Origin of the sequence: Nocardioides panacisoli, assembly GCF_019448235.1 — a bacterium.
In the GTDB taxonomy this organism is placed as follows: Bacteria; Actinomycetota; Actinomycetes; order Propionibacteriales; family Nocardioidaceae; genus Nocardioides; species Nocardioides panacisoli_A.
On the sequence record NZ_CP080409.1, the window covers coordinates 786,498 to 806,799 of the forward strand.

General features: G+C 71.5%; 20 protein-coding genes. All 20 read left to right on the forward strand.

Annotation, left to right across the window (positions count from 1 at the left end):
* Nucleotides 1-59 precede the first annotated feature (59 nt).
* The 20 genes from KUV85_RS03870 to KUV85_RS03965 all read left to right on the forward strand — a co-directional run bounded on the left by KUV85_RS03870 (nucleotide 60) and on the right by KUV85_RS03965 (nucleotide 20,301).
* The gene (locus KUV85_RS03870) at nucleotides 60-1,124 is read left to right on the forward strand and encodes an AI-2E family transporter (RefSeq protein WP_219961904.1); all 1,065 of its coding nucleotides are present in this window, start codon (nucleotides 60-62) and stop codon (nucleotides 1,122-1,124) included.
* A gap of 4 nt (nucleotides 1,125-1,128) precedes the next feature.
* Nucleotides 1,129-2,115 (forward strand): DUF389 domain-containing protein, encoded by a 987-nt coding sequence (locus KUV85_RS03875; protein ID WP_219961905.1) that lies wholly within the window; start codon nucleotides 1,129-1,131, stop codon nucleotides 2,113-2,115.
* Nucleotides 2,112-3,581: a phospholipase D-like domain-containing protein gene (locus tag KUV85_RS03880; protein ID WP_219961906.1), complete on the forward strand. Its 1,470-nt coding sequence runs from the start codon at nucleotides 2,112-2,114 to the stop codon at nucleotides 3,579-3,581. Before KUV85_RS03875 ends, KUV85_RS03880 begins: the two co-directional genes overlap by 4 nt.
* Nucleotides 3,582-3,659: 78 nt before the next feature.
* Nucleotides 3,660-3,896 (forward strand): hypothetical protein, encoded by a 237-nt coding sequence (locus KUV85_RS03885; protein ID WP_219961907.1) that lies wholly within the window; start codon nucleotides 3,660-3,662, stop codon nucleotides 3,894-3,896.
* 104 nt (nucleotides 3,897-4,000) lie between these two features.
* A complete protein-coding gene (locus tag KUV85_RS03890; protein ID WP_219961908.1) occupies nucleotides 4,001-4,558 on the forward strand; it encodes an HdeD family acid-resistance protein in 558 nt (185 codons plus the stop codon).
* Between the two features lie 17 nt (nucleotides 4,559-4,575).
* Nucleotides 4,576-5,067, forward strand: a complete 492-nt coding sequence (locus KUV85_RS03895; protein WP_219961909.1) for a DUF1269 domain-containing protein — start codon at nucleotides 4,576-4,578, stop codon at nucleotides 5,065-5,067.
* 10 nt (nucleotides 5,068-5,077) lie between these two features.
* Nucleotides 5,078-5,509: a DUF6325 family protein gene (locus tag KUV85_RS03900; protein ID WP_219961910.1), complete on the forward strand. Its 432-nt coding sequence runs from the start codon at nucleotides 5,078-5,080 to the stop codon at nucleotides 5,507-5,509.
* A gap of 8 nt (nucleotides 5,510-5,517) precedes the next feature.
* Complete coding sequence (locus KUV85_RS03905; RefSeq protein WP_219961911.1) at nucleotides 5,518-5,799, forward strand: SHOCT domain-containing protein; 282 nt, start codon at nucleotides 5,518-5,520, stop codon at nucleotides 5,797-5,799.
* 76 nt (nucleotides 5,800-5,875) lie between these two features.
* On the forward strand, nucleotides 5,876-6,361 hold the full coding sequence (locus tag KUV85_RS03910) for a hypothetical protein (protein ID WP_219961912.1): 486 nt from the start codon (nucleotides 5,876-5,878) through the stop codon (nucleotides 6,359-6,361).
* Between the two features lie 88 nt (nucleotides 6,362-6,449).
* The gene (locus KUV85_RS03915) at nucleotides 6,450-8,327 is read left to right on the forward strand and encodes an ABC transporter ATP-binding protein (RefSeq protein ID WP_219961913.1); all 1,878 of its coding nucleotides are present in this window, start codon (nucleotides 6,450-6,452) and stop codon (nucleotides 8,325-8,327) included.
* A 145-nt stretch (nucleotides 8,328-8,472) separates the two neighbouring features.
* Complete coding sequence (gene acnA / locus KUV85_RS03920) at nucleotides 8,473-11,256, forward strand: aconitate hydratase AcnA (RefSeq protein WP_219961914.1); 2,784 nt, start codon at nucleotides 8,473-8,475, stop codon at nucleotides 11,254-11,256.
* Nucleotides 11,257-11,265: 9 nt separating this feature from the next.
* A complete protein-coding gene (locus KUV85_RS03925; protein WP_219961915.1) occupies nucleotides 11,266-12,450 on the forward strand; it encodes an MFS transporter in 1,185 nt (394 codons plus the stop codon).
* Between the two features lie 58 nt (nucleotides 12,451-12,508).
* Nucleotides 12,509-13,219 (forward strand): hypothetical protein, encoded by a 711-nt coding sequence (locus KUV85_RS03930; RefSeq protein WP_219961916.1) that lies wholly within the window; start codon nucleotides 12,509-12,511, stop codon nucleotides 13,217-13,219.
* A gap of 45 nt (nucleotides 13,220-13,264) precedes the next feature.
* A complete protein-coding gene (locus KUV85_RS03935; protein ID WP_219961917.1) occupies nucleotides 13,265-13,573 on the forward strand; it encodes a thiamine-binding protein in 309 nt (102 codons plus the stop codon).
* Nucleotide 13,574: 1 nt separating this feature from the next.
* Nucleotides 13,575-13,982, forward strand: a complete 408-nt coding sequence (locus KUV85_RS03940) for a YjbQ family protein (protein ID WP_219961918.1) — start codon at nucleotides 13,575-13,577, stop codon at nucleotides 13,980-13,982.
* A gap of 92 nt (nucleotides 13,983-14,074) precedes the next feature.
* Entirely contained in the window at nucleotides 14,075-15,013 is a 939-nt protein-coding gene (locus KUV85_RS03945; protein WP_219961919.1) for an SMP-30/gluconolactonase/LRE family protein, read from the forward strand.
* A 48-nt stretch (nucleotides 15,014-15,061) separates the two neighbouring features.
* Nucleotides 15,062-16,969 carry a 1-deoxy-D-xylulose-5-phosphate synthase gene (dxs, locus tag KUV85_RS03950; protein WP_219961920.1) on the forward strand — a complete coding sequence of 636 codons (1,908 nt, stop codon included), beginning with the start codon at nucleotides 15,062-15,064 and terminating at the stop codon, nucleotides 16,967-16,969.
* Nucleotides 16,950-18,458 carry a hypothetical protein gene (locus tag KUV85_RS03955; RefSeq protein WP_219961921.1) on the forward strand — a complete coding sequence of 503 codons (1,509 nt, stop codon included), beginning with the start codon at nucleotides 16,950-16,952 and terminating at the stop codon, nucleotides 18,456-18,458. The genes dxs and KUV85_RS03955 overlap by 20 nt, the downstream gene beginning before the upstream one ends.
* 18 nt (nucleotides 18,459-18,476) lie before the next feature.
* Nucleotides 18,477-19,442: a proteasome assembly chaperone family protein gene (locus tag KUV85_RS03960; RefSeq protein ID WP_219961922.1), complete on the forward strand. Its 966-nt coding sequence runs from the start codon at nucleotides 18,477-18,479 to the stop codon at nucleotides 19,440-19,442.
* On the forward strand, nucleotides 19,435-20,301 hold the full coding sequence (locus tag KUV85_RS03965) for an acyl-CoA thioesterase (RefSeq protein ID WP_219961923.1): 867 nt from the start codon (nucleotides 19,435-19,437) through the stop codon (nucleotides 20,299-20,301). Before KUV85_RS03960 ends, KUV85_RS03965 begins: the two co-directional genes overlap by 8 nt.
* Nucleotide 20,302 lies beyond the last annotated feature (1 nt).

The window sequence follows — 20,302 nt, forward strand, 5'->3', positions numbered from 1 at the left end:
GCCTGCCTTCACCCGCGTCGGGTGAGGGCAGTCGGTCCGGCAGCCTCCAGTCTTGGCAGGTGTCCTCACCCGCGGCCCCCACCCTGCCGACCCCGTCCGGGCTGCCGCGCGGAGTCCTGATCATGGTCGGCCTCGCCGCGATCACCGTGACGGTCGCCGGGGTGCGCGCGGTGTCGGACATTCTCGCGCCGGTGCTCCTGGCCGTGGTGCTCAGCATCGCGTCGGCACCCATCCGCTCGGGGCTGGCGGCACGGGGCGTCCCGCGGTGGGTGGGCACGGTGGTGTCGATCCTGGCCGTCTACGTCGTCCTGGTGCTGCTCACGGTGTCGCTGGTGGTGGCAGCCGCGCGCTTCGCGTCCCTCGTCCCGGAGTACCAGGACGAGCTCTCAGAGCTCCTGGCCGTGGTCACGTCGCGCCTGGCCGACCTCGGGGTCGGCAGCGCGCAGGCGCAGGCCGTCGTCGAGTCCTTCGACCTCGGGCGCCTCGCCGGTCTCGTCACCGGTGTCCTCGCGAGCCTGGCGTCACTGGCCACCGACCTCGCCTTCGTGGTGACCCTGGTGCTCTTCCTGAGCCTGGACGCGGGCGCCTTCGGTCGCCACCTCGCACAGGTGAGGACCAACCGACCGGCGATCGTCGAGGCGCTGGAGTCCTTCGCCAGCGGGACCCGCACCTACCTCCTGGTGTCGACCGGGTTCGGACTCGTCGTCGCCGTGATCGACACCGTGCTGCTCTACCTCCTCGGGATACCCGGTGCGCTGCTGTGGGGGCTCCTCGCGTTCATCACCAACTACATCCCCAACATCGGCTTCGTCCTCGGGCTGGTGCCGCCGGCGGTGCTGGCACTCCTCGAGGGCGGGCCGGGCCTGATGCTGGCCGTGATCGTGTCCTACTCGGTCGTCAACGTCGTCATCCAGTCGGTGATCCAACCCAAGATGGTGGGCGATGCCGTCGGGCTCTCCGCCAGCGTCACCTTCCTCTCCCTGGTCGTGTGGTCCTGGATCCTCGGCCCACTGGGGGCCGTGCTCGCCGTCCCGCTCTCCCTCCTGGTGCGCGCGGTCTTCGTCGACGTCGACCCCGCCACCAGGTGGATCGGCGGCCTGATCGGGTCGCGGCCCGGCGACTGAGGCCATGGACCTGGCGCTGCGGCTGGAGGCCGGCGACGTCGCTCGGATCACCGGGACGCTCTACGTCGGGTCGCGGGACCCGCGCCGCGACCTGTCGGGGTTCTGGGTGCTGCTGGTGCTGGCCGCCGTCATCGCCGCGGCCGGCATCGTGGCCGACTCCACCGCCACTGTCATCGGCGCCATGATCGTGGCTCCGCTGATGCGTCCCATCCTGGGCGTAGCCTGCGCGATGGTGCTGGTCGACCGCAGGCAGTTGGTGCGCGCAGTCGTGCTGGTCCTGGGGGGAGCCGCGCTCGTGGTGTCAGTCGGGTTCACGATCGGCCTGCTCACCCAGGCCGACGTGGTGGCTGCGTCCAACGGCCAGGTGGCGGGGCGGGTGAGCCCGCGCCTGATCGACTTGGTGGCCGCACTCGCGACCGGCTTCGTCGGGGCGTTCGCGCTCATCCGGTCAGACGTCTCCGACAGCCTTCCCGGGGTTGCCATCGCGATCTCGCTGGTGCCGCCGCTGGCGGTGGTCGGCCTCACCCTGGAGTCGGGGGCAGGGGCGGAGTCGTTCGGCGCACTCCTGCTGTTCGGCACCAACGTCGCCGCGATCATCGCGACCGGAACCCTGCTCCTCCTGGTCTCCGACATCCGTCGCGAGGTCGGTCGCGCCGGTCATCCCGTCGGCGAGCTGCGTGGCAGGACGCTGGCCGCCGTCGGGCTCTCGCTCGCCCTGGTCTCCGTGCCGTTGGGGGGCGGCAGCGTGCAGGTCGCGCGGGAGGAGTTCGCACTGCGGTCGGCCGAGCCCGTGGTCACCGCGTGGGCGGAGGACCGCGGATGGAGCGTCACCGACACCTCGGTGCGCGGTGACACCCTGCACGTCGAGGCGCTCGGCCCGCGTGCCGACCCCGGCCTGGCCGACCTGCGGTCCGCGTTGGACGACGCCGGCCTCGACGACCTCGCGCTGGAGCTGGAGTTCCTCCTCGGCGACACCCGGAGGGCCCCGTGACCCTCGTCGTCGCTGCCCTCGGCGCCGGGCTGGTGGTGCTCAATCTGGTGCTGCGCCTGGTCGCACTCGGCGTCATCCCCGAGGGCCGCAAGCCCTCGTCCTCCGCGGCGTGGCTCGTCATGATCCTCGCCCTGCCGGTCGTGGGGTTCCTGCTCTTCTGGTTGCTCGGCCGCACCGACGTCGGTCGCGTACGTCGCGAGCGGCAGGCGGAGGCGCTGCGGCGGGTCCGGGAACGGGTGGGGGAGCTCGCCGACGCCGACCCGGGGGAGGCGCCGGCCTACCTGCCCTCCGTGCTTCACCTCAACCGGCGACTCGGGGCGTTCCCCGCGGTGCCGGCGGGGCCGGTCGTGCTCCACACCGACTACGACGAGTCGATTGCGGCCATGGCGGCGCTGGTCGACCGGGCGGAGCACCGCGTCCACGTGGAGTCCTACATCACCACGTGGGACGAGACCACCGAGCCGTTGTTCGACGCGATGGTCGCAGCGGCTGCGCGGGGGGTGACCGTGCGACTCCTGTTCGACCACCTCGGCTGCCGCAAGCTGCCGGGGCGCGAGGAGATGTGTCGGCGACTCGACGACGCCGGCGTCGCCTGGCGGGCGATGCTGCCACTGGGGTTGCGCGCGGGGAAGCTGCGTCGTCCCGACCTCCGCAACCACCGCAAGCTGCTGGTGGTCGACGGCACGTGGGCCGTGACGGGCTCGCAGAACCTGATCGAGCCGAGCTACCACAAGCCCCAGCACCAGCGAGCCGGCCGGCGATGGGTCGAACTCACGGCGACCGTCCAGGGGCCGCTCGCCCGGCTGCTCGACGGGGTGTTCGTCACCGACTGGTACACCGAGACCGGCGAACTGCTGGGGGAGGCCCCGACCGCCGGGAACACCGCGCCCGTGGACCATTCGGCCGCGTCGGACCCCGGCGTCGGTCAGGTCGTCCCCAGCGGTCCCGGGGTGGTGGCCGAGAACAACCTGCGGCTCTTCACCGCACTGGTCTACGGCGCGACCCGCCGGGTATCCCTGACCAGCCCCTACTTCGTGCCCGACGAGTCGCTGCTCTACGCCGTCACCACCGCCGCCCACCGCGGGGTCGAGATCGAGCTGTTCGTGGGGGAGGAGGGGGACCAGTTGATGGTCCACAAGGCGCAGTGCTCCTACTACCGAGCGCTGCTGGAGGCGGGAGTCCGGATCTGGCTCTACGAGCCACCGCTGGTGCTGCACGCCAAGCACCTCTCCATCGATGACGACGTGGTGGTCCTCGGGTCGAGCAACATGGACCTGCGGTCGTTCGCGCTGAACTACGAGGTGTCCACCCTGCTGACGGGGACCGATGTCGTGGTCGCGATGCGTGCGGTCGAGGACGGCTACCGCGCCCGGTCCCGGGAGCTCCTGCTCGAGGAGTGGGAACGACGACCCCGCCGCACCCGGTTCGGCGAGAACGTCTTCCGGTTGACCTCGGCCCTGCAGTGAGGCCGGGTCACCCGGCACGGATGACGCGAGGTGACGCACGTCGCCGGACAGTGGGGATGCCGTAGTGAGGAGGCGGTCATGGTCGCACCGGTCGGCGCCCCGGCCCCGAGGACGTGGCGCTATGAGTTCCTGCTCGGGGTGCGCGTATCGGACACGGTGCGGGCGGCGTTCCCCGAGCTGACCGCGACCACCGGTGCCGCCGGGGGCACGGTGTTCTTCGGTGAGGTCGAGGACGACGCCCACCTGCACGGAATCCTCGCGCGGTTCCAGACCCTGGGCCTGTCGGTGCTCGAGATGCGCCGGCTCCCCGACTGAGGCGTCGCGATCTCACCCGGCACGGGCGAGGCCGGCGGGCGGTCGCCACGCGGAGAATCGGGCACGGCACCGAGACACCCGTCCCGACCCGTGGAGGAGTCCCCATGACCGACGCCGTTGCTGCCACCGGCCCCACCTGGGAGGCACGCCGGACCAAGGGCGACCTGGTCCTGGGAGGCCTGCTGGTCCTGGCCGCGATCGTCCTGCTCCTGCACGTCGTGGTGGCCACGGCGGTGTCGGTCCTCTTCCTCGGGTGGGCGATGCTCCTCAGCGGTGTGATGGCACTCGTGGTGAGCGTCATCGGCGTCGGCAGGGACGGCTTCTGGACGGGGCTGCTCGCCGGCGGCCTGCTGACCGTCCTCGGACTGGTCATGGTGCGCAACCCCGGCCTCGCCGCGGTGAGCCTCACCCTGATCGCCGGCACCACCTTCCTCGTCTCCGGCGTGGTCCGGTTGGTCGCGGCGTTCCAGGAGGAGGCGGGACGTGCCGCGCTGCTCCTGGGCGGAGGCGTCTCGACACTGCTGGGACTGATGGTGCTGTTCAACCTCTTCTCCGCCAGCTTCACCGTGCTCGGAGTGATCCTCGGTATCCAGGTCCTGGCCGAGGGACTGTCGCTGATGATCGCGGGGCGCATCAGGACCATCGCCCCGGCCGCCACCTGACCCCGAGAGGAACCGCCATGGCCACCCTGACCGTCTGGAAGTTCAGCAATGCCGATGGAGCCGAGGAGGCAGTCCGGACGCTGTCGTCCCTGACCAGCCAGGAGCTGATCAACGTCCACGACGCCGCGACGGCCTCGTGGCCCGAGGGCAAGAAGAAGCCGAAGACCAGGCAGGCCAACGACCTGACGTCCTCGGGCGCTTTCGGCGGGGCCTTCTGGGGCCTGCTGTTCGGCATGATCTTCTTCGTGCCCCTGCTGGGGGCGGCCGTCGGTGCCGCCACGGGAGCGCTCTCCGGTGCCCTGTCGGACGCGGGCATCGACGACGGCTTCATCAACCGGGTGCGGGACCAGCTGACCGAGGGCACCTCGGCGCTGTTCCTGCTGTCCAGCGACGCGGTGGTCGACCGGGTCAAGGACGCGTTCGCCGGCTCCGACATGGAGTTGATCAGCACCAACCTCTCGGCGGAGGAGGAAGCCGCACTGCGGGCTGCCTTCGCCGAGGAGGAGTGAGGCCGCGACCATGAGCCGCGGTCCGATCGAGGTGCTGCTGCTCGCCTTCCCCGCGGACGTTCCGGCGGGAGACCTGCTGGAACACCTCCGTGGGCCCGTCGCGGCGGCCCAGCTGCGGGTGGTGGACCTCGTGCTGGTGGGGGTCGAGGAGGCGGGCAACCGCACCTTCCGCGACCTCGAGGACGGCAACCCGGGCGAACTCGCCGCCGGTCTCGACCTCGATCCCCACACGCTGCTCAACGAGGACGACGTCGAGTCCTTGGCGAGTGCCCTGGGACCGGAGCAACAGGGTGCGGTGGTCGTGGTCGAACACCTCTGGGCGACCGGCCTCGCCGAGGGGCTGCGCGGCCTCGGGGCCGAGCTGGCGCTGCACGTCCGGGTGACGCCGGAGGAGGCGGAGGCGGCGTTCGCCGCGACTGGGGCCTGGGGGAGACCGGCATGATGCGCAGGATGGGACGACCGGGACTGCTCGGCACGATGGCGCGCACCGCCGTGATCGCGGGCACCGCCAACGCGACGACCAACGCCATGAATCGCCGGGCGGCGACACGGCAGCAGGCCTCCGCCCCGGCGTACCCGCAGGCGTCCCCTGCTGCGGAGCCGGCGGCCGCGGACGGTGGGGAGTCCCCGGCGGGTCTGGTGGACCAGATCCAGCGCCTGGCCGTCCTGCACGAGCAGGGGGCGCTCTCCGACGCCGAGTTCGCCGAGGCCAAGGCGCGTCTCCTCGGGTGAGGTGGCCGGCCCGGGCGCCGTGGCTCACCCACTACGGGTGGGTCGCGAGCACCGGTGAGGCCACAGTCTGGGGGGCATGGAGTCATCGGCGTCGATCACCGAACCCCCGCACGTCCACCCACGACGCCGCATGGGGCTGTTGGGCGTGCGAGCCCTGGCGTGGATCCTCTACGGCTACGTCGTCGTGGTGGAGGTCGTGCTGGCCCTCGGCTTCGTGCTGTTGCTGTTCGGCGCCAGTCCGACTGCGTCGTTCGTCGCCTGGGTCTACCGTTCGCTGGACCGTGCGATGGAACCGTTCCGGGGGATGTTCACCCCGATCGAACTGGGACTGCGTGGTGACCCGCAGCCGCCGGCCGTCCTGGACACGTCGGTCCTCTTCGCCATGGTGGCGTATGCGATCGCGGCATGGTTGGTGAGCGAACTGCTCGCCTGGATCAACGGGTTCCTCGCTCGCCTGGATGCCGCCGATGAGCGCGCCTGGACCATCGCGTCGCAGCGCGGAGGGCCTGCCGCCACGCCTCCCGGTCCGGCGGCACCCCGGTCGCGCACCGACCACCCGTGACCATCGGTAACCGCCGGACGGGCCCCGAGGGAGCGCGGCGAGGGATGAGCTTGTGTTCAACCTGACCTGAAGTCCTACGCTCCGAGACATGAGCATGGAATCGGTCGCCTACCAGCAGCTGTACCGCCGGATGCACGCGCCGGAGGACAAGCGTGCCTTCCGGGTGGCGACGGCGAAGCGGATCTGGGGTTTCGCCCGTCCGCACCGGGCCAAGCTGGCGGGTTTCGTCGCCTTCAGCGTCACGGCGGCGGCGCTGGGCGTGGCCACGCCGCTGCTCGCCGGCGAGGTCGTCGACGAGATCGTCGGGGGTGGCACCGAGCGCACCGTGATGTGGCTGGCGCTGGCGATCGCCGGCATCGCCGTGGCCGACGCGGGGATGGGCCTGTGCAGCCGGTGGCTGTCCGCCCGCATCGGCGAGAGCCTGATCCTGGACCTGCGCACGGCGGTGTTCGACCACGTCCAGCGGATGCCGATCGCCTTCTTCACCCGCAGCCACACCGGTGCGCTGGTGAGCCGGCTCAACAATGACGTGATCGGCGCCCAGCGCGCCTTCAGCGGGACGCTCTCGGGTGTGGTGGCGAACCTCGTGACGCTGCTGCTGACCCTGGGGGTGATGCTGCAGCTCTCGTGGCAGATCACCCTGCTCGCCCTGGCGATGCTGCCGGTGTTCGCCCTCCCGGCCCGGCGGATGGGCAATCGGCTCGCCGGCATCCAGCGGGAGGCGGCCGACCACAACGCCGCGATGGGCAACCAGATGACCGAGCGGTTCTCCGCCCCCGGCGCGACCCTGGTGAAGCTCTTCGGTCGTCCCGCCGAGGAGTCGGCCGAGTTCGCCGGCCGTGCGCAGCGGGTGGCCGACATCGGTGTCCGCACCGCGATGGTGCAGACGACGTTCGTGACGGCGCTGACGCTCGTCTCGGCGCTCGCCGTCGCGGTGGTCTACGGGCTGGGCGGCTTCTACGCGCTGCGAGGCGATCTCGACGCCGGATCGGTGGTGGCGCTGTCGCTGCTGCTCACGCGGCTCTACGCCCCGCTCACGGCGCTCGCAAGTGCTCGGGTGGAGGTCATGAGTGCGCTGGTGAGCTTCGAGCGGGTCTTCGAGGTGCTCGACCTCGCACCGCTCATCCAGGACCCCGCAGAGCCACGACCGCTCCCGGACGGACCGGTCGGTGTCGAGTTCGCCGACGTCCGGTTCGCCTACCCGACCGCGGACCAGGTCTCCCTCGCCTCCCTGGAAGAGGTCGCGACGCTGGACACCCGCGGCGGCGAGGAGGTGCTGCACGGCGTCTCGCTGCACGCCGAGCCGGGGCAGGTGGTCGCACTGGTCGGCTCCTCGGGGGCGGGCAAGTCCACCATCGCCCACCTGGTGTCGCGGCTGTACGACGTCGACTCGGGTGCGGTGCGCCTGGCCGAGGTCGACGTACGCGACACCTCCGCCGACACCATCCGCGACACCGTCGGCATGGTCACCCAGGACGGCCACCTGTTCCACGACTCCATCCGCGCCAACCTCGCGCTCGCGGCGCCCGCCGCGAGCGACGACGACCTGTGGCACGCGCTGGAGCGCGCCCGGCTCGCCGAGCTCGTGGGGTCACTGCCCGACGGGCTCGACACCGTGGTGGGGGAGCGCGGCTACCGGCTCTCCGGGGGCGAGCGGCAGCGGCTGACCATCGCGCGCCTGCTGCTCAAGCAGCCCCGGGTCGTGGTGCTCGACGAGGCCACCGCGTCCCTGGACTCCACCTCCGAGGCGGCGGTGCAGGCGGCCCTGGACGAGGCGCTGTCGGGACGCACCGCGCTGGTGATCGCGCACCGACTGTCCACGGTGCGCTCGGCCGACCAGATCCTGGTGGTCGAGGAGGGTCGCATCGTCGAGCGGGGCACGCACGCGGAGTTGCTGGGGATGGGCGGGCGCTACGAGGAGCTGTACCGCACGCAGTTCGCGGCGGAGGCGACGCCGACGGTTTGAGTGCACGGGGCGGGTGAGATATCTTGACGTCAAGAGATGTTCTCGAGGTCCCGCGCCGGAGTTAGGTTTGCCTTTCTATCGGCGGGGTTGCCGGCGGCGGCAGGATGGACCCGAGTTCCCCAGTGACGAGGAGACGGAGACCCGGATGGCCAGCAAGGACAGCTTCGGCGCCAAGAGCACCCTCGACGTAGGCGACGACTCCTACGAGATCTACCGCCTCGACGCGGTGACCGGCGACGGCGTGGACGTGGCATCACTGCCCTTCTCGCTCAAGGTGCTGTTGGAGAACCTCCTCCGCACCGAGGACGGCGCCAACATCACCGCCGAGGACATCACGGCCCTCGCGAGCTGGGACGCCGACGCGCAGCCGGACAAGGAGATCCAGTTCACCCCGGCCCGCGTGATCATGCAGGACTTCACCGGCGTGCCGTGCGTCGTCGACCTCGCCACGATGCGTGAGGCGATGGCCGACCTGGGCGGCGACCCGTCGCGGATCAACCCGCTCGCGCCCGCCGAGATGGTCATCGACCACTCCGTGATCGCCGACGTCTTCGGCTCGCCCGAGGCGTTCGAGCGCAACGTCGAGATCGAGTACGAGCGCAACCGCGAGCGCTACCAGTTCCTCCGCTGGGGCCAGGGAGCCTTCGACGACTTCAAGGTCGTGCCCCCGGGCACCGGCATCGTCCACCAGGTCAACATCGAGCACCTGGCGAAGGTGACCTACACCCGCGAGAGCACTGAGGGTGAGACCCCGGTTGTCACTGCCTACCCCGACACCTGCGTCGGCACCGACTCCCACACCACGATGGTCAACGGCATCGGCGTCGTCGGCTGGGGCGTGGGCGGCATCGAGGCCGAGGCCGCGATGCTCGGCCAGCCGGTCTCGATGCTCATCCCGCGCGTGGTCGGCTTCAAGCTCAGCGGTGACCTGCCCGAGGGCTCCACCGCCACCGACCTGGTGCTGACGATCACCGAGATGCTGCGCAAGCACGGCGTCGTCGGCAAGTTCGTCGAGTTCTACGGCCCCGGCGTGTCGGCGCTGTCGCTGGCCAACCGCGCCACGATCGGCAACATGTCGCCGGAGTTCGGCTCCACGATCGCGGTGTTCCCGGTCGACGACGAGACCGTCAACTACCTCCGGCTCACCGGCCGCTCCGAGGAGCAGCTGGCGCTGGTGGAGTCCTACGCCAAGGAGCAGGGCCTCTGGCACGACCCCTCGGCCGCGGACTACACCGAGCCGCGCTACTCGGAGAAGCTCGAGCTCGACCTCGCGACCGTGGTGCCCTCCATCGCGGGCCCGAAGCGCCCGCAGGACCGCATCGAGGTCACCGACGCCAAGTCCGCGTGGCGCAACGACGTGCAGAACTACGTCGACAGCGACGCCGACGAGGCCGGCAAGGAGTCCTTCCCCGCCTCCGACGCCCCGGCGACCGACACCAACCGTCCCAGCAAGCCGGCGCAGGTCACCCTGGCCGACGGCACCGAGTTCACCCTCGACCACGGTGCGGTGACGATCGCGGCCATCACCTCCTGCACCAACACCTCCAACCCGTCGGTGATGATCGGCGCGGCGCTGCTGGCCAAGAACGCCGTGGAGAAGGGCCTGTCCCGCAAGCCGTGGGTCAAGACGACCCTCGCGCCCGGCTCCCAGGTCGTGTCGGACTACTACGAGAAGTCCGGGCTCACGCCGTACCTCGACAAGCTGGGCTTCAACCTCGTCGGCTACGGCTGCACGACCTGCATCGGCAACTCGGGTCCGCTCATCCCCGAGGTCTCCCAAGCCGTCCAGGACAACGACCTGGCCGTCACCTCGGTCCTCTCCGGCAACCGCAACTTCGAGGGCCGCATCAACCCCGACGTGAAGATGAACTACCTCGCGTCCCCGCCGCTGGTCGTCGCCTACGCGCTGGCCGGCTCGATGGACGTGGACCTGTTCAACGACCCGCTCGGCACCGACACCGACGGCAACCCGGTCCACCTCCGCGACATCTGGCCCTCCCCGCAGGAGGTCCAGGAGGTCGTCGCCGACGCGATCTCCTCGGACATGTTCGACGAGTCCTACGAGGACGTCTTCGCCGGCGACGAGCGGTGGCAGTCGCTGCCCACGCCGGAGGGCAAGATCTTCGAGTGGGACGAGGACTCCACCTACGTCCGCAAGGCGCCGTACTTCGACGGCATGCCCGAGGAGCCGGAGCCCGTCACCGACATCGACGGTGCACGCGTGCTGCTCAAGCTGGGTGACTCGGTGACCACCGACCACATCAGCCCGGCGGGCGCCATCAAGGCCGACTCGCCGGCCGGTGAGTACCTCCGCGCCAACGGCGTCGAGCAGCGTGACTTCAACTCCTACGGCTCGCGCCGTGGCAACCACGAGGTCATGATCCGCGGCACGTTCGCCAACATCCGCCTGCGCAACCTGCTCGCACCCGGCACCGAGGGCGGCTTCACCCGCGACTTCACCGCCGGTGAGGGCGACGACGCGCCGGTGACCAGCGTGTACGACGCCTCGCAGCACTACCAGGAGCAGGACACCCCGCTGGTCGTGCTCGCGGGCAAGGAGTACGGCTCGGGATCCTCGCGTGACTGGGCGGCCAAGGGCACGGCCCTGCTCGGCGTCCGCGCCGTCATCGCCGAGTCGTACGAGCGCATCCACCGCTCGAACCTGATCGGCATGGGCGTGCTGCCGCTGCAGTTCCCCGAGGGGGAGAACGTGGACTCGCTCGGCCTCACCGGTGAGGAGACCTTCAGCGTCAGCGGCGTGACCGCCCTCAACGACGGCGAGACCCCCGAGACGGTCAAGGTCACCGCCGGCGACAAGGAGTTCGACGCGGTCGTCCGCATCGACACCCCGGGCGAGGCGAACTACTACCGCAACGGCGGGATCATGCAGTACGTCCTGCGCAACCTGCTCGCGAGCAGCAAGGGCTGACCCCGTCCCGTGACACGTGAGGGCCCGCGGCTTCCGCGGGCCCTCACGGTCGTCTACGGCCTCGTCGTCGTCACCGCCTTCGGGTCCTGGTTCTACGGCTACGGCGTCCTGATCGACCCGATCGTCGCCGACACCGGCTGGTCGGAGAGCTGGCTCGCGACGGCGTACGGCGTCGGCCTGCTGGGGGTGGGCCTCGGCTCCGTCGCCGCCGGCCGGGCGCTGGACCGCATCGGCCCCCGCCCGGTCTTCGCCCTGGCCGCGGCCGGTGGAGCATTCGGGACGATCGCCACGGTCACCGCGAGTGGGCCGCTGGTGTTCGTGGCGGCCGCGGTGCTCACCCAGTGCTGCGTCGGCGCGGTCGGCTACTACACGATCGTGCACGCCGCGATCGCGCACCTGGCGCCGCAGGACCGCACGCGCGCGATCACGGTCAACACGCTGTGGGGCGCGTTCGCGAGCCCGGTCTTCCTGCCGCTGGTGGCCGGCCTCAACTCCCTCGGCGGCTGGCGTACGGCGATCGGTGTCGGCACCGGCCTCGCGGTCGCTGCCCTCGCGACCGCCGCGGTGGCCTCACCCCGTGGGACCGGCACGGTGGCACCGGGGGAGCAGCGTTCACTGGTCGCCGACCTGCGCCACGCGGTCACCGACCCGGTGCTGCGCCGGCTGATGCTGCTCGCACTGCTGGGCGGCATGGCGTTCTCGGTCCTGATCCTCTACCAGGTCCCGGCGATGGTCACCGCAGGACTGGCACTCGGCACGGCGTCGTTGCTCGCCGGCCTGCGGGGCATCTTCCAGCTCGCGGGGCGACTGCCGTTGCCGTGGCTGGTGGCCAGGATGGGGTCGCGTCGGTTCTTCCAGGTGGTCCTGGCGCTGGTCGGGCTCTCGGGCCTGCTCCTGCCCTTCTCGGGGACGTTGGCGGTCGCGCTGGCGTTCGCCGCGGTCGCCGGCTTCGCCGTCGGGGGCTATTCGACGATGGAGAGCATCTACGCCTCCGAACTGGTGCCCGCAGGCTCGATCGGCATGGTGCTGGGCTCCTACTCGCTGGTCCGCGGTGTCGGGTCGGCCATCGGTCCCGTCGCCGCAGGCGCGGTGATCGACCTGACCGGCAGCCGGGTGCCGGTGCTCGTGGCGATCGCCGTGGTCGGCGTGTCGGCGGCGCTGGTGGTGCCGAGGGCGCCGCATCCGGTCGATTGAGGCAGCGGTGCCGGGGTGTCGGCACCGTCTGGCCGGTGGACCTTGCGACGATGTGCCCATGCGAGGCAACTGGATCGGCGCAGCGTTGAGCGCTGCCCTGTGCGTGGCGCTGAGCGGCTGCGGTGCCGTGGACGACCTGGCCAGCGACGACGAACCGGTGCCCACGGTGTCGGTGCAGCCGAGCTCGTCGGCGCCCACGACCGAGGGCGGCATGACGCTGTCCGCCGAGCCGTCGGCGAGCGCGGAGCCCAGCGAGGAGTCATCGACCGCCGAGCCGAGCGAGTCCTCGGCCGCCCCGAGCTCCTCGGCACCGGCCGACCCGGGGCCCGCCGAGGCAGACCTCGGCCGCGCGCCGACGTCGTACGACGAAGCGGCGGCGTACGTCGCCAAGGCGCGTGACGAGGGCGGCGCGGAGCAGATGCGGATCTTCGGCACGTCCGAGGACGTCTACTGCCTGATGAGCAGCGACTACATCCTGCCCTCGTGCGAGCTCCCGCAGGGCGCCGGCATCCAGGACCAGTCGGTGTGCCGCAACGCGATGGGTGACCGGGTCGGTCGCATCGAGGTGACCGAGCAGCGGGCACGGCCGGTGTGCAACACCGACACCATCCGCGAGACCCGGCCGCAGACGGTCGAGCCCGTGAGCGTGGTGACCAACGCCAAGAGCGGCCTGCGGTGCGCGGTCGCGGACATCGGCATCACCTGCGTGCAGCCCCAGCGCGAGATCGGGTTCTTCCTCTCGCTGGACTCCTACGCCACGTTCGGCTGAGTCGCCGCGGGCCACGGCCGTGGCACTGCCACTACGGTGAGCGGCATGCTCGCAGCGTTCAGCATCACCCCGTCGGCCGCCGACGACACCGGATCGGTCTCCGAGGCGGTCGCCGCCGCGATCCGCGTGGTCCGCGAGTCCGGCCTGCCCAACCGCACCGACGCCATGTTCACCACCGTCGAGGGGGAGTGGGACGAGGTGATGGGCGTGGTCAAGCAGGCCGTCGACGTCGTCGCCGAGGTCTCGCCGCGCGTGGGACTGGTGCTCAAGGCCGACATCCGGCCCGGGTACGACGGCCAGCTGACCGCCAAGGTCGAGCGGGTCGAGCAGGCGCTCGCCGAGCCGGGGGAGTGACATGGACAGCGAGGTGCTCCACGTCCGGACCGGCGACCAGCCACGCGTGGTCGACCTGACGCGGGAGTGTGCCGACTTCGCCGCCACGCGGGGCGACGGGCTGCTCCACGTGTTCGTGCCGCACGCGACCGCCGGCGTCGCCGTCCTCGAGACCGGTGCCGGCAGCGACGACGACCTGCTCGCCGCCCTCGACGAGCTGCTCCCGACCGACGACCGCTGGCGCCACCGCCACGGCTCACCCGGTCACGGGCGCGACCACGTGCTGCCCGCCCTCGTGCCGCCGTACGCCACCGTGCCGGTGCTGGGCGGCCGGCTCGCGCTCGGCACCTGGCAGAGCATCTGCCTGGTCGACACCAACGTCGACAACCCCGAGCGCGACGTGCGGCTCTCGTTCCTGGCCTCGGCCTAACCACTGTGCGGAGGATCGAGGTCACGTGGTGGCAGCGATCCTCCGCACAGTCCAGCGGGACGGACCGCGCCGGCCCTCGATACGGTGGCCCGATGCAGAACTTCACGGTGATCCCGGTCCCCGGCCCCGGTGCCGAGGACGTCGTCGTCGTCGACTCCGGCCCCGAGGAGGGCTGTGTCTACACCGGCACCGAGGACGGCGCGATCTTCCGCATCACCCCCGACGGCGGCATCGTGGCCCAGGTCGCCCACACCGGCGGTCGCCCCCTCGGCCTCGAGCTGGCCGCCGACGGCCGCCTCCTCGTCTGCGACGCCCACCGCGGACTGCTGTGGGTCGACCCGACCGACGGCACCGTGGAGTCGATCGCGGCCGAGGTGGCCGGCGTGCCGATGCAGTTCTGCAACAACGCCGCCATCGCCGCTGACGGCACCATCTGGTTCTCCGACTCCTCCACGAAGTACCCCATCGAGAAGTGGAAGGACGACTTCGTCCAGAACACCCGCACCGGCCGGCTGCTGCGCCGCGACCCCGACGGCACCATCACTACCGTCCTGGACGGCCTCGCCTTCGCCAACGGCGTCGCGCTCGCCGCCGACGAGTCCTACGTCGTCGTCGCCGAGACCGCGGCCCGCACCGTCGTGCGCCACTGGCTCACCGAGGAGCGCAAGGGCCTGCGCGACAAGCTCTGCAGCGACCTGCCGGGCTACCCCGACAACATCGCCCGTGGCAGCGACGGCCTGATCTGGGTCACCCTGGCCAGCCCGCTGGACCCCGTGGTCGAGCGGCTGCACCGGGCGCCGCTGCGGGTACGCAAGCTGGTCACGAAGATCCCCGACCGGTTCCAGCCCAAGCCGCAGCAGTCGGTGCGCGTCCGCGCCTTCGACGACGCCGGTGAGCTGGTCCACGACCTCGACATCGACCCGGCCGCCCACGGCGCGGCGTACCACATGGTCACCGGCGTCCGGGAGCACGCCGGCCGCGTCTGGATGGGCAGCCTCCAGGAGTCCGCCGTCGCGGTCTGCGACCTGTGATCCCCGGCAACCGGGTCCCGACAACCCTCAACCCCTAGAATCGAGCCCATGGCACATCTCGACCGGATCAGCGCGCCCAGCGACCTGCGGGCGTTGTCGACTGACGAGATGACGGCCCTCGCCGGCGAGATCCGCGAGCAGCTGATCGACACCTGCTCGCGGACCGGCGGTCACCTCGGCCCGAACCTGGGCGTGGTGGAGCTGACGCTGGCGATCCACCGGATCTTCGACAGCCCGCGCGACCGGATCGTCTTCGACACCGGCCACCAGTCCTACGTGCACAAGATGGTGACCGGACGCGCCCACGAGTTCGACGGGCTGCGCAAGGAGGGGGGCCTCTCGGGCTATCCGAGCCAGGCCGAGTCCGATCACGACATCGTGGAGAACTCCCACGCCTCGACGTCGCTGAGCTACGCCGACGGCCTCGCGAAGGCCTACGCGATCCGCGGCGAGGACCGGCACACGGTCGCCGTGATCGGCGACGGCGCCCTCACCGGCGGCATGGCCTGGGAGGCGCTGAACAACATCGCCATCGCGGAGAACTCCCGCCTGGTGATCGTGGTCAACGACAACGGGCGCTCCTACACCCCGACCATCGGGGGCCTCACCACCGCGCTCACCCTGCTGCGCACCGACCCGCGCTACGAACCGGTGCTCCACCAGATCAAGCAGCGGCTCAACGCGATCCCCGGCGTCGGGCCGGCGGCGTACGACACCCTCCACGCGGTCAAGAAGGGCCTCAAGGACGCGCTCGCACCCCAAGGACTCTTCGAGGACCTCGGACTGAAGTACGTCGGCCCCATCGACGGACACGACCTCGAGGCCCTCGAGTCGGCGCTGGACCACGCCAAGGGGTTCCACGGTCCCGTGATCGTGCACGCGATCACCCGCAAGGGCAACGGCTACGACCCGGCCGAGCAGCACGAGGCCGACCAGTTCCACCAGCGCAAGCCGTTCGACATCGAGACCGGCGAGGAGGCCCCCACCGGCGGCATCTGGACCGACCACTTCACCGAGGCGATGGTCGACCTGGGGGAGCGGCGCGAGGACGTCGTCGCCCTGACCGCTGCGATGGTGCACCCGACCGGTCTCGGTGCCTTCCAGGAGCGCTTCCCCGATCGCACCTTCGACGTCGGCATCGCCGAGCAGCACGCCGCCACGTCGGCGGCCGGACTCGCACTCGGCGGCCTGCACCCCGTGGTCGCGGTCTACGCCACCTTCCTCAACCGGGCCTTCGACCAGGTCCTGATGGACTGCGCCCTCCACCGGTGCGGTGTCACCTTCGTCCTGGATCGCTCCGGCGTGACCGGCGACGACGGCGCGAGCCACAACGGCATGTGGGACATGTCCGTGCTGCAGGTCGTTCCGGGCCTGCGACTCGCGGCCCCGCGTGACGCCACCCGGCTGCGGGAGCTGCTCGACGAGGCCGTCCAGGTCGACGACGCGCCGACCGTGGTGCGCTTCCCCAAGGGCCCGCCGCCGGAGGACATCGAGGCCATCGACCGGGTCGGCGGCTGCGACGTACTGGTCCGTGAGGGCGAGCAGGACGTCCTGGTCGTCAGCTCCGGCGCGATGGCCACCACCGCCGTGGAGGTGGCCGAGCGCCTCACCGCCCAGGGCATCGGCGTCACCGTGGTCGACCCACGCTGGGTCAAGCCCGTCGACCCCGCCCTGGTCGACCTCGCCCGCGAGCACCGGCTGGTGGCCTCGGTGGAGGACAACGGCCGCGTGGGCGGCGTGGGTGCGACCCTGCTGCAGACCCTCAACGACGCCCGGGTGCGCACGCCGGTGCAGGTGCACGGGATCCCGCAGGAGTTCCTCGACCACGCCAAGCGGTCCGCCATCCTGGACCGGGTCGGGCTGTCGGCGCAGGCGATCGCCCTCGACATCGTCGAGGACGTCACGGCCGCCAGCGCCGAGGACCGGACGCTGCTCGATGTCGACAGGACGCGCTGACCTGCCGGTGCGCTCGCGTGCCCGTGGCCTCACGGGCCGCCTCCTCGGCCTGCTCCTGCTGGCCACGCCCCTGACGGCCTGCTCCGACGACCGGCCACCGCCCGCGCCACCAGCGGCAGCGACCGCGTCCTCGCAGGTCCAGGAGGAGGTGGCCCGGACGCTGCGCCGCCGGGGTCGGGCCGTCGCCGAGGGCGACCGGCGCCTCTTCGGCCGCACCCTGCTGCGCGAGGACGCGACGTTCGTCGAGGAGCAGGAGACCTACTTCGCCAATCTCCGCCGCCTGCCGCTCGTACGGGTCGGCTTCGAGCTGGACTCCGCCACGCTCGTCGCCGACGGCGAGGACTACTGGGGCGAGGTCGACGTGACGCTCCGGCTGCGCCGGTTCGACGAGGGTGCCGTGCGCACCCGCGATCGGTTCCGGTTCAGTCCCTCCCGCGACGGTCGGCGCTACCTGGTCTCCTCGACCACCGACGAGGAGTGGGAGTCCGGGCACGACGTGGCGCCCCAGCCGTGGGACCTCGGGCCGATCCGCGTACGCCGCGACAGCGGCGTGCTCGGCATCCTCGACCGCACCACGCTCGACGGTGCCGCGGACCTGCTGGACGCGGCGAGCTTCGCCCGTTTCGACGTGGCCGCCGAGGTGCCGGACGCCGAGCTGCCCGACGTCACCGTGTACGCCACGGGCGACCTCTCCTACCTCGAGCAGGTGCCCGGGCTGCCCGTGGCCGATCCCGACCGGCTGGATGCGGTCACGATCCCGGTCGTGGCGGAGCCGGGCAGCGGGGAGGTCGCGGCGTACCGCGTCATGGTGCATCCACGGGTGCTCGCGCAGGACCTGCCGCTGTTGGACCGGCTGCTGCGGCACGAGCTCACCCACGTGGTGGTGGGGCAGCGGGCGGACGGTGCGCCGCTGTGGCTCAGCGAGGGGATCGCGGAGTGGGTGTCGGTGCAGCCGGTGGCCCGTGACGAGCGCCGGCTGCCGGCCGAGTCGCTGGCCCTGGCCGAGGGCGGGCTCAGCGAGCTGCCGGAGGACGCCGCGTTCGGCGGCGCCGACGCGCGGGCGTGGTACGGCGTCGCGTGGTGGATCTGCGAGTACGTCGCCACGACCTACGACCGCTCCTACCTGTGGCGGCTGCTGGACGAGACCGCCGGCGACGGCGATGCGGCAGCGGCGATCGAGGAGCTGCTGGACCTGACACCGTCCGAGCTCGTGTCCGCGGCGATGGAGCTGATGCAGCAGCAGTACGCACCGGACCCGCCGCCGGAGACGACTCCGGTGCCCACGACCTCCCCGACGGCGCCGGCGACACCGACCACCCCGACGACGCCCCCCACGGCGACGCCCACCGCACCGGCGACCTCGCCCGGTGCGAGCCCGACACCGATCGAGCCGCCGGACCGCGGTGAGGGCCGTGGGCAGGGTCGGGACGAGGGCCGGGGCCGCGGTGTGACCCAATCGGCAACGGTCTCGCCGTCGTCGCGCGACTGACTCCCCTAGGCTTGAGGGGTGAGCAACGCGCAATCGCCCCGCCTGGTGCACATCGTCGACGATGTGCCGGAGCTCGAGGAGGTCCGGCGCCTGCCGATGGTGCTCGCGCTCGACGGGTTCCTCGACGCCGGCAACGCCGCCGCCCTGGCCGCCGGTCACCTGATCAACGCGGACGGCCCCGGGGGCAAGCCCGAGGGCGTGGTCGTCGCCACCTTCGACGTGGACCAGCTGCACGACTACCGAGCCCGCCGGCCACCGATCTCCTTCGTGCGCGACCACTACGAGGCGTACGACGCGCCACGCCTCGTCGTACGCCTGCTCCGTGACGCCGAGGGTGCGCCGTTCCTGCTGCTGCACGGTCCCGAGCCCGACACGCGCTGGGAGGCGTTCTGCCGGGCGGTGGAGGAGGTCATCACCCGGTTCGGCGTCCACCTCGTGGTCGCCATGGGCTCGGTGCCCATGGCCGTGCCGCACACGCGGCCGATCGCGATCACCCACCACGCCAACAACGACGAGCTCCTCACCGGCACCAGCCCGTGGCGCGGTGAGCTCCGCGTGCCCAGCAGCGCCCAGGCGCTGCTCGAGGTGCGGCTGGGGGAGTGGGGCCACGACGCGCAGGGCTTCGTCGCCCACGTGCCGCACTACCTCGCCCAGCTGGACTACCCGCGGGCGTCGCTGGCGCTGCTGGAGCAGGTCGAGTTCGCCGCACGCCTCACCGTCGACCGCACCGACGTCGCGGAGCAGGCGGAGGAGAAGGAGTCCGAGATCGCCCGCTACCTCGCCGCCAACGAGGAGGTGGCCGACGTGGTCGCCGCGCTGGAGCAGCAGTACGACGCCTTCGAGCGCGCCGAGGACGAGGGATCGAGCCTGCTGGCCGAGGACCGTCCGCTGCCGACCGGCGAGGAGATCGGCGAACAGTTCGAGCAGTTCCTCGCGGGCCTGGACGGCCCCGACGACACCTCCGGAGGGGACCAGCGTGACTGACCGCGAACGGGAGTCGGCCGACGCCACCAAGCGGCTCGTCGCACTGCTGGACATCGAGAACCTCGACGTCGACCTCTACCGCGGCCAGCAGCCCGAGACCATCCGGCAACGGGTCTACGGCGGACAGGTCGCAGCGCAGGCGCTGATCGCCGCCACCCGCACGGTGGAGTCGGACTTCCACGTGCACTCGCTGCACTCCTACTTCCTGCTGCCCGGTGACTACCAGGTCCCGATCATCTACGACGTCGAGCGGATCCGTGACGGCAAGTCCTTCGCGACCCGTCGGGTGGTGGCGCGTCAGCACGGCCGGGCGATCTACTACCAGACCCTCAGCTTCCAGCGGGCCGAGGAGGGGTACGACCACCAGGACGCGATGCCCTCGGTCAAGCCGCCCGAGGAGGGCATGGACCTCGTCGAGCTGATGCAGGAGCGCGGCGCCGAGGAGGGTCTCGCCAAGGAGTGGGAGGCGCTCGACGTCCGCTGGATGGGCAACAGCACCTACGGCCTGGAGCCCGACGAACGCCAGGTCTCCCAGACCCGGGTGTGGCTGCGCATCGACGGCGAGCTCTCCGACGACCCGGTCGAGCACCTGGCGATGTTCACCTACGCCAGTGACGTCTCGCTGCTCGGCGCTGCGCTCGCCGCGCACGACGCGGACCCCGCCAGGACCCAGATGGCCTCGCTGGACCACACCATCTGGTTCCACCGTCCCTTCCGCGCCGACGAGTGGTGGCTCTACGAGCAGTGGTCGCCCTCCGCCCAGGGCGCGCGCGGCCTCTCGCTGGGCCACATCTACACCCAGGACGGCACCCTGGTCGCGACCTGTGCCCAGGAGGGACTGATCCGACCACGCGGCTGAG

Excerpts from the sequence above, each read along its gene's own strand:
- KUV85_RS03875 (WP_219961905.1), top strand. The coding sequence starts at position 1,129 with ATGGACCTGGCGCTGCGGCTGGAGGCCGGCGACGTCGCTCGGATCACC.
- KUV85_RS03885 (WP_219961907.1), top strand. The coding sequence starts at position 3,660 with ATGGTCGCACCGGTCGGCGCCCCGGCCCCGAGGACGTGGCGCTATGAG.
- KUV85_RS03890 (WP_219961908.1), top strand. The coding sequence starts at position 4,001 with ATGACCGACGCCGTTGCTGCCACCGGCCCCACCTGGGAGGCACGCCGG.
- KUV85_RS03895 (WP_219961909.1), top strand. The coding sequence starts at position 4,576 with ATGGCCACCCTGACCGTCTGGAAGTTCAGCAATGCCGATGGAGCCGAG.
- KUV85_RS03900 (WP_219961910.1), top strand. The coding sequence starts at position 5,078 with ATGAGCCGCGGTCCGATCGAGGTGCTGCTGCTCGCCTTCCCCGCGGAC.
- KUV85_RS03905 (WP_219961911.1), top strand. The coding sequence starts at position 5,518 with ATGGGACGACCGGGACTGCTCGGCACGATGGCGCGCACCGCCGTGATC.
- KUV85_RS03910 (WP_219961912.1), top strand. The coding sequence starts at position 5,876 with ATGGAGTCATCGGCGTCGATCACCGAACCCCCGCACGTCCACCCACGA.
- KUV85_RS03915 (WP_219961913.1), top strand. The coding sequence starts at position 6,450 with ATGAGCATGGAATCGGTCGCCTACCAGCAGCTGTACCGCCGGATGCAC.
- acnA (WP_219961914.1), top strand. The coding sequence starts at position 8,473 with ATGGCCAGCAAGGACAGCTTCGGCGCCAAGAGCACCCTCGACGTAGGC.
- KUV85_RS03930 (WP_219961916.1), top strand. The coding sequence starts at position 12,509 with ATGCGAGGCAACTGGATCGGCGCAGCGTTGAGCGCTGCCCTGTGCGTG.
- KUV85_RS03935 (WP_219961917.1), top strand. The coding sequence starts at position 13,265 with ATGCTCGCAGCGTTCAGCATCACCCCGTCGGCCGCCGACGACACCGGA.
- KUV85_RS03940 (WP_219961918.1), top strand. The coding sequence starts at position 13,575 with ATGGACAGCGAGGTGCTCCACGTCCGGACCGGCGACCAGCCACGCGTG.
- KUV85_RS03945 (WP_219961919.1), top strand. The coding sequence starts at position 14,075 with ATGCAGAACTTCACGGTGATCCCGGTCCCCGGCCCCGGTGCCGAGGAC.
- dxs (WP_219961920.1), top strand. The coding sequence starts at position 15,062 with ATGGCACATCTCGACCGGATCAGCGCGCCCAGCGACCTGCGGGCGTTG.
- KUV85_RS03955 (WP_219961921.1), top strand. The coding sequence starts at position 16,950 with ATGTCGACAGGACGCGCTGACCTGCCGGTGCGCTCGCGTGCCCGTGGC.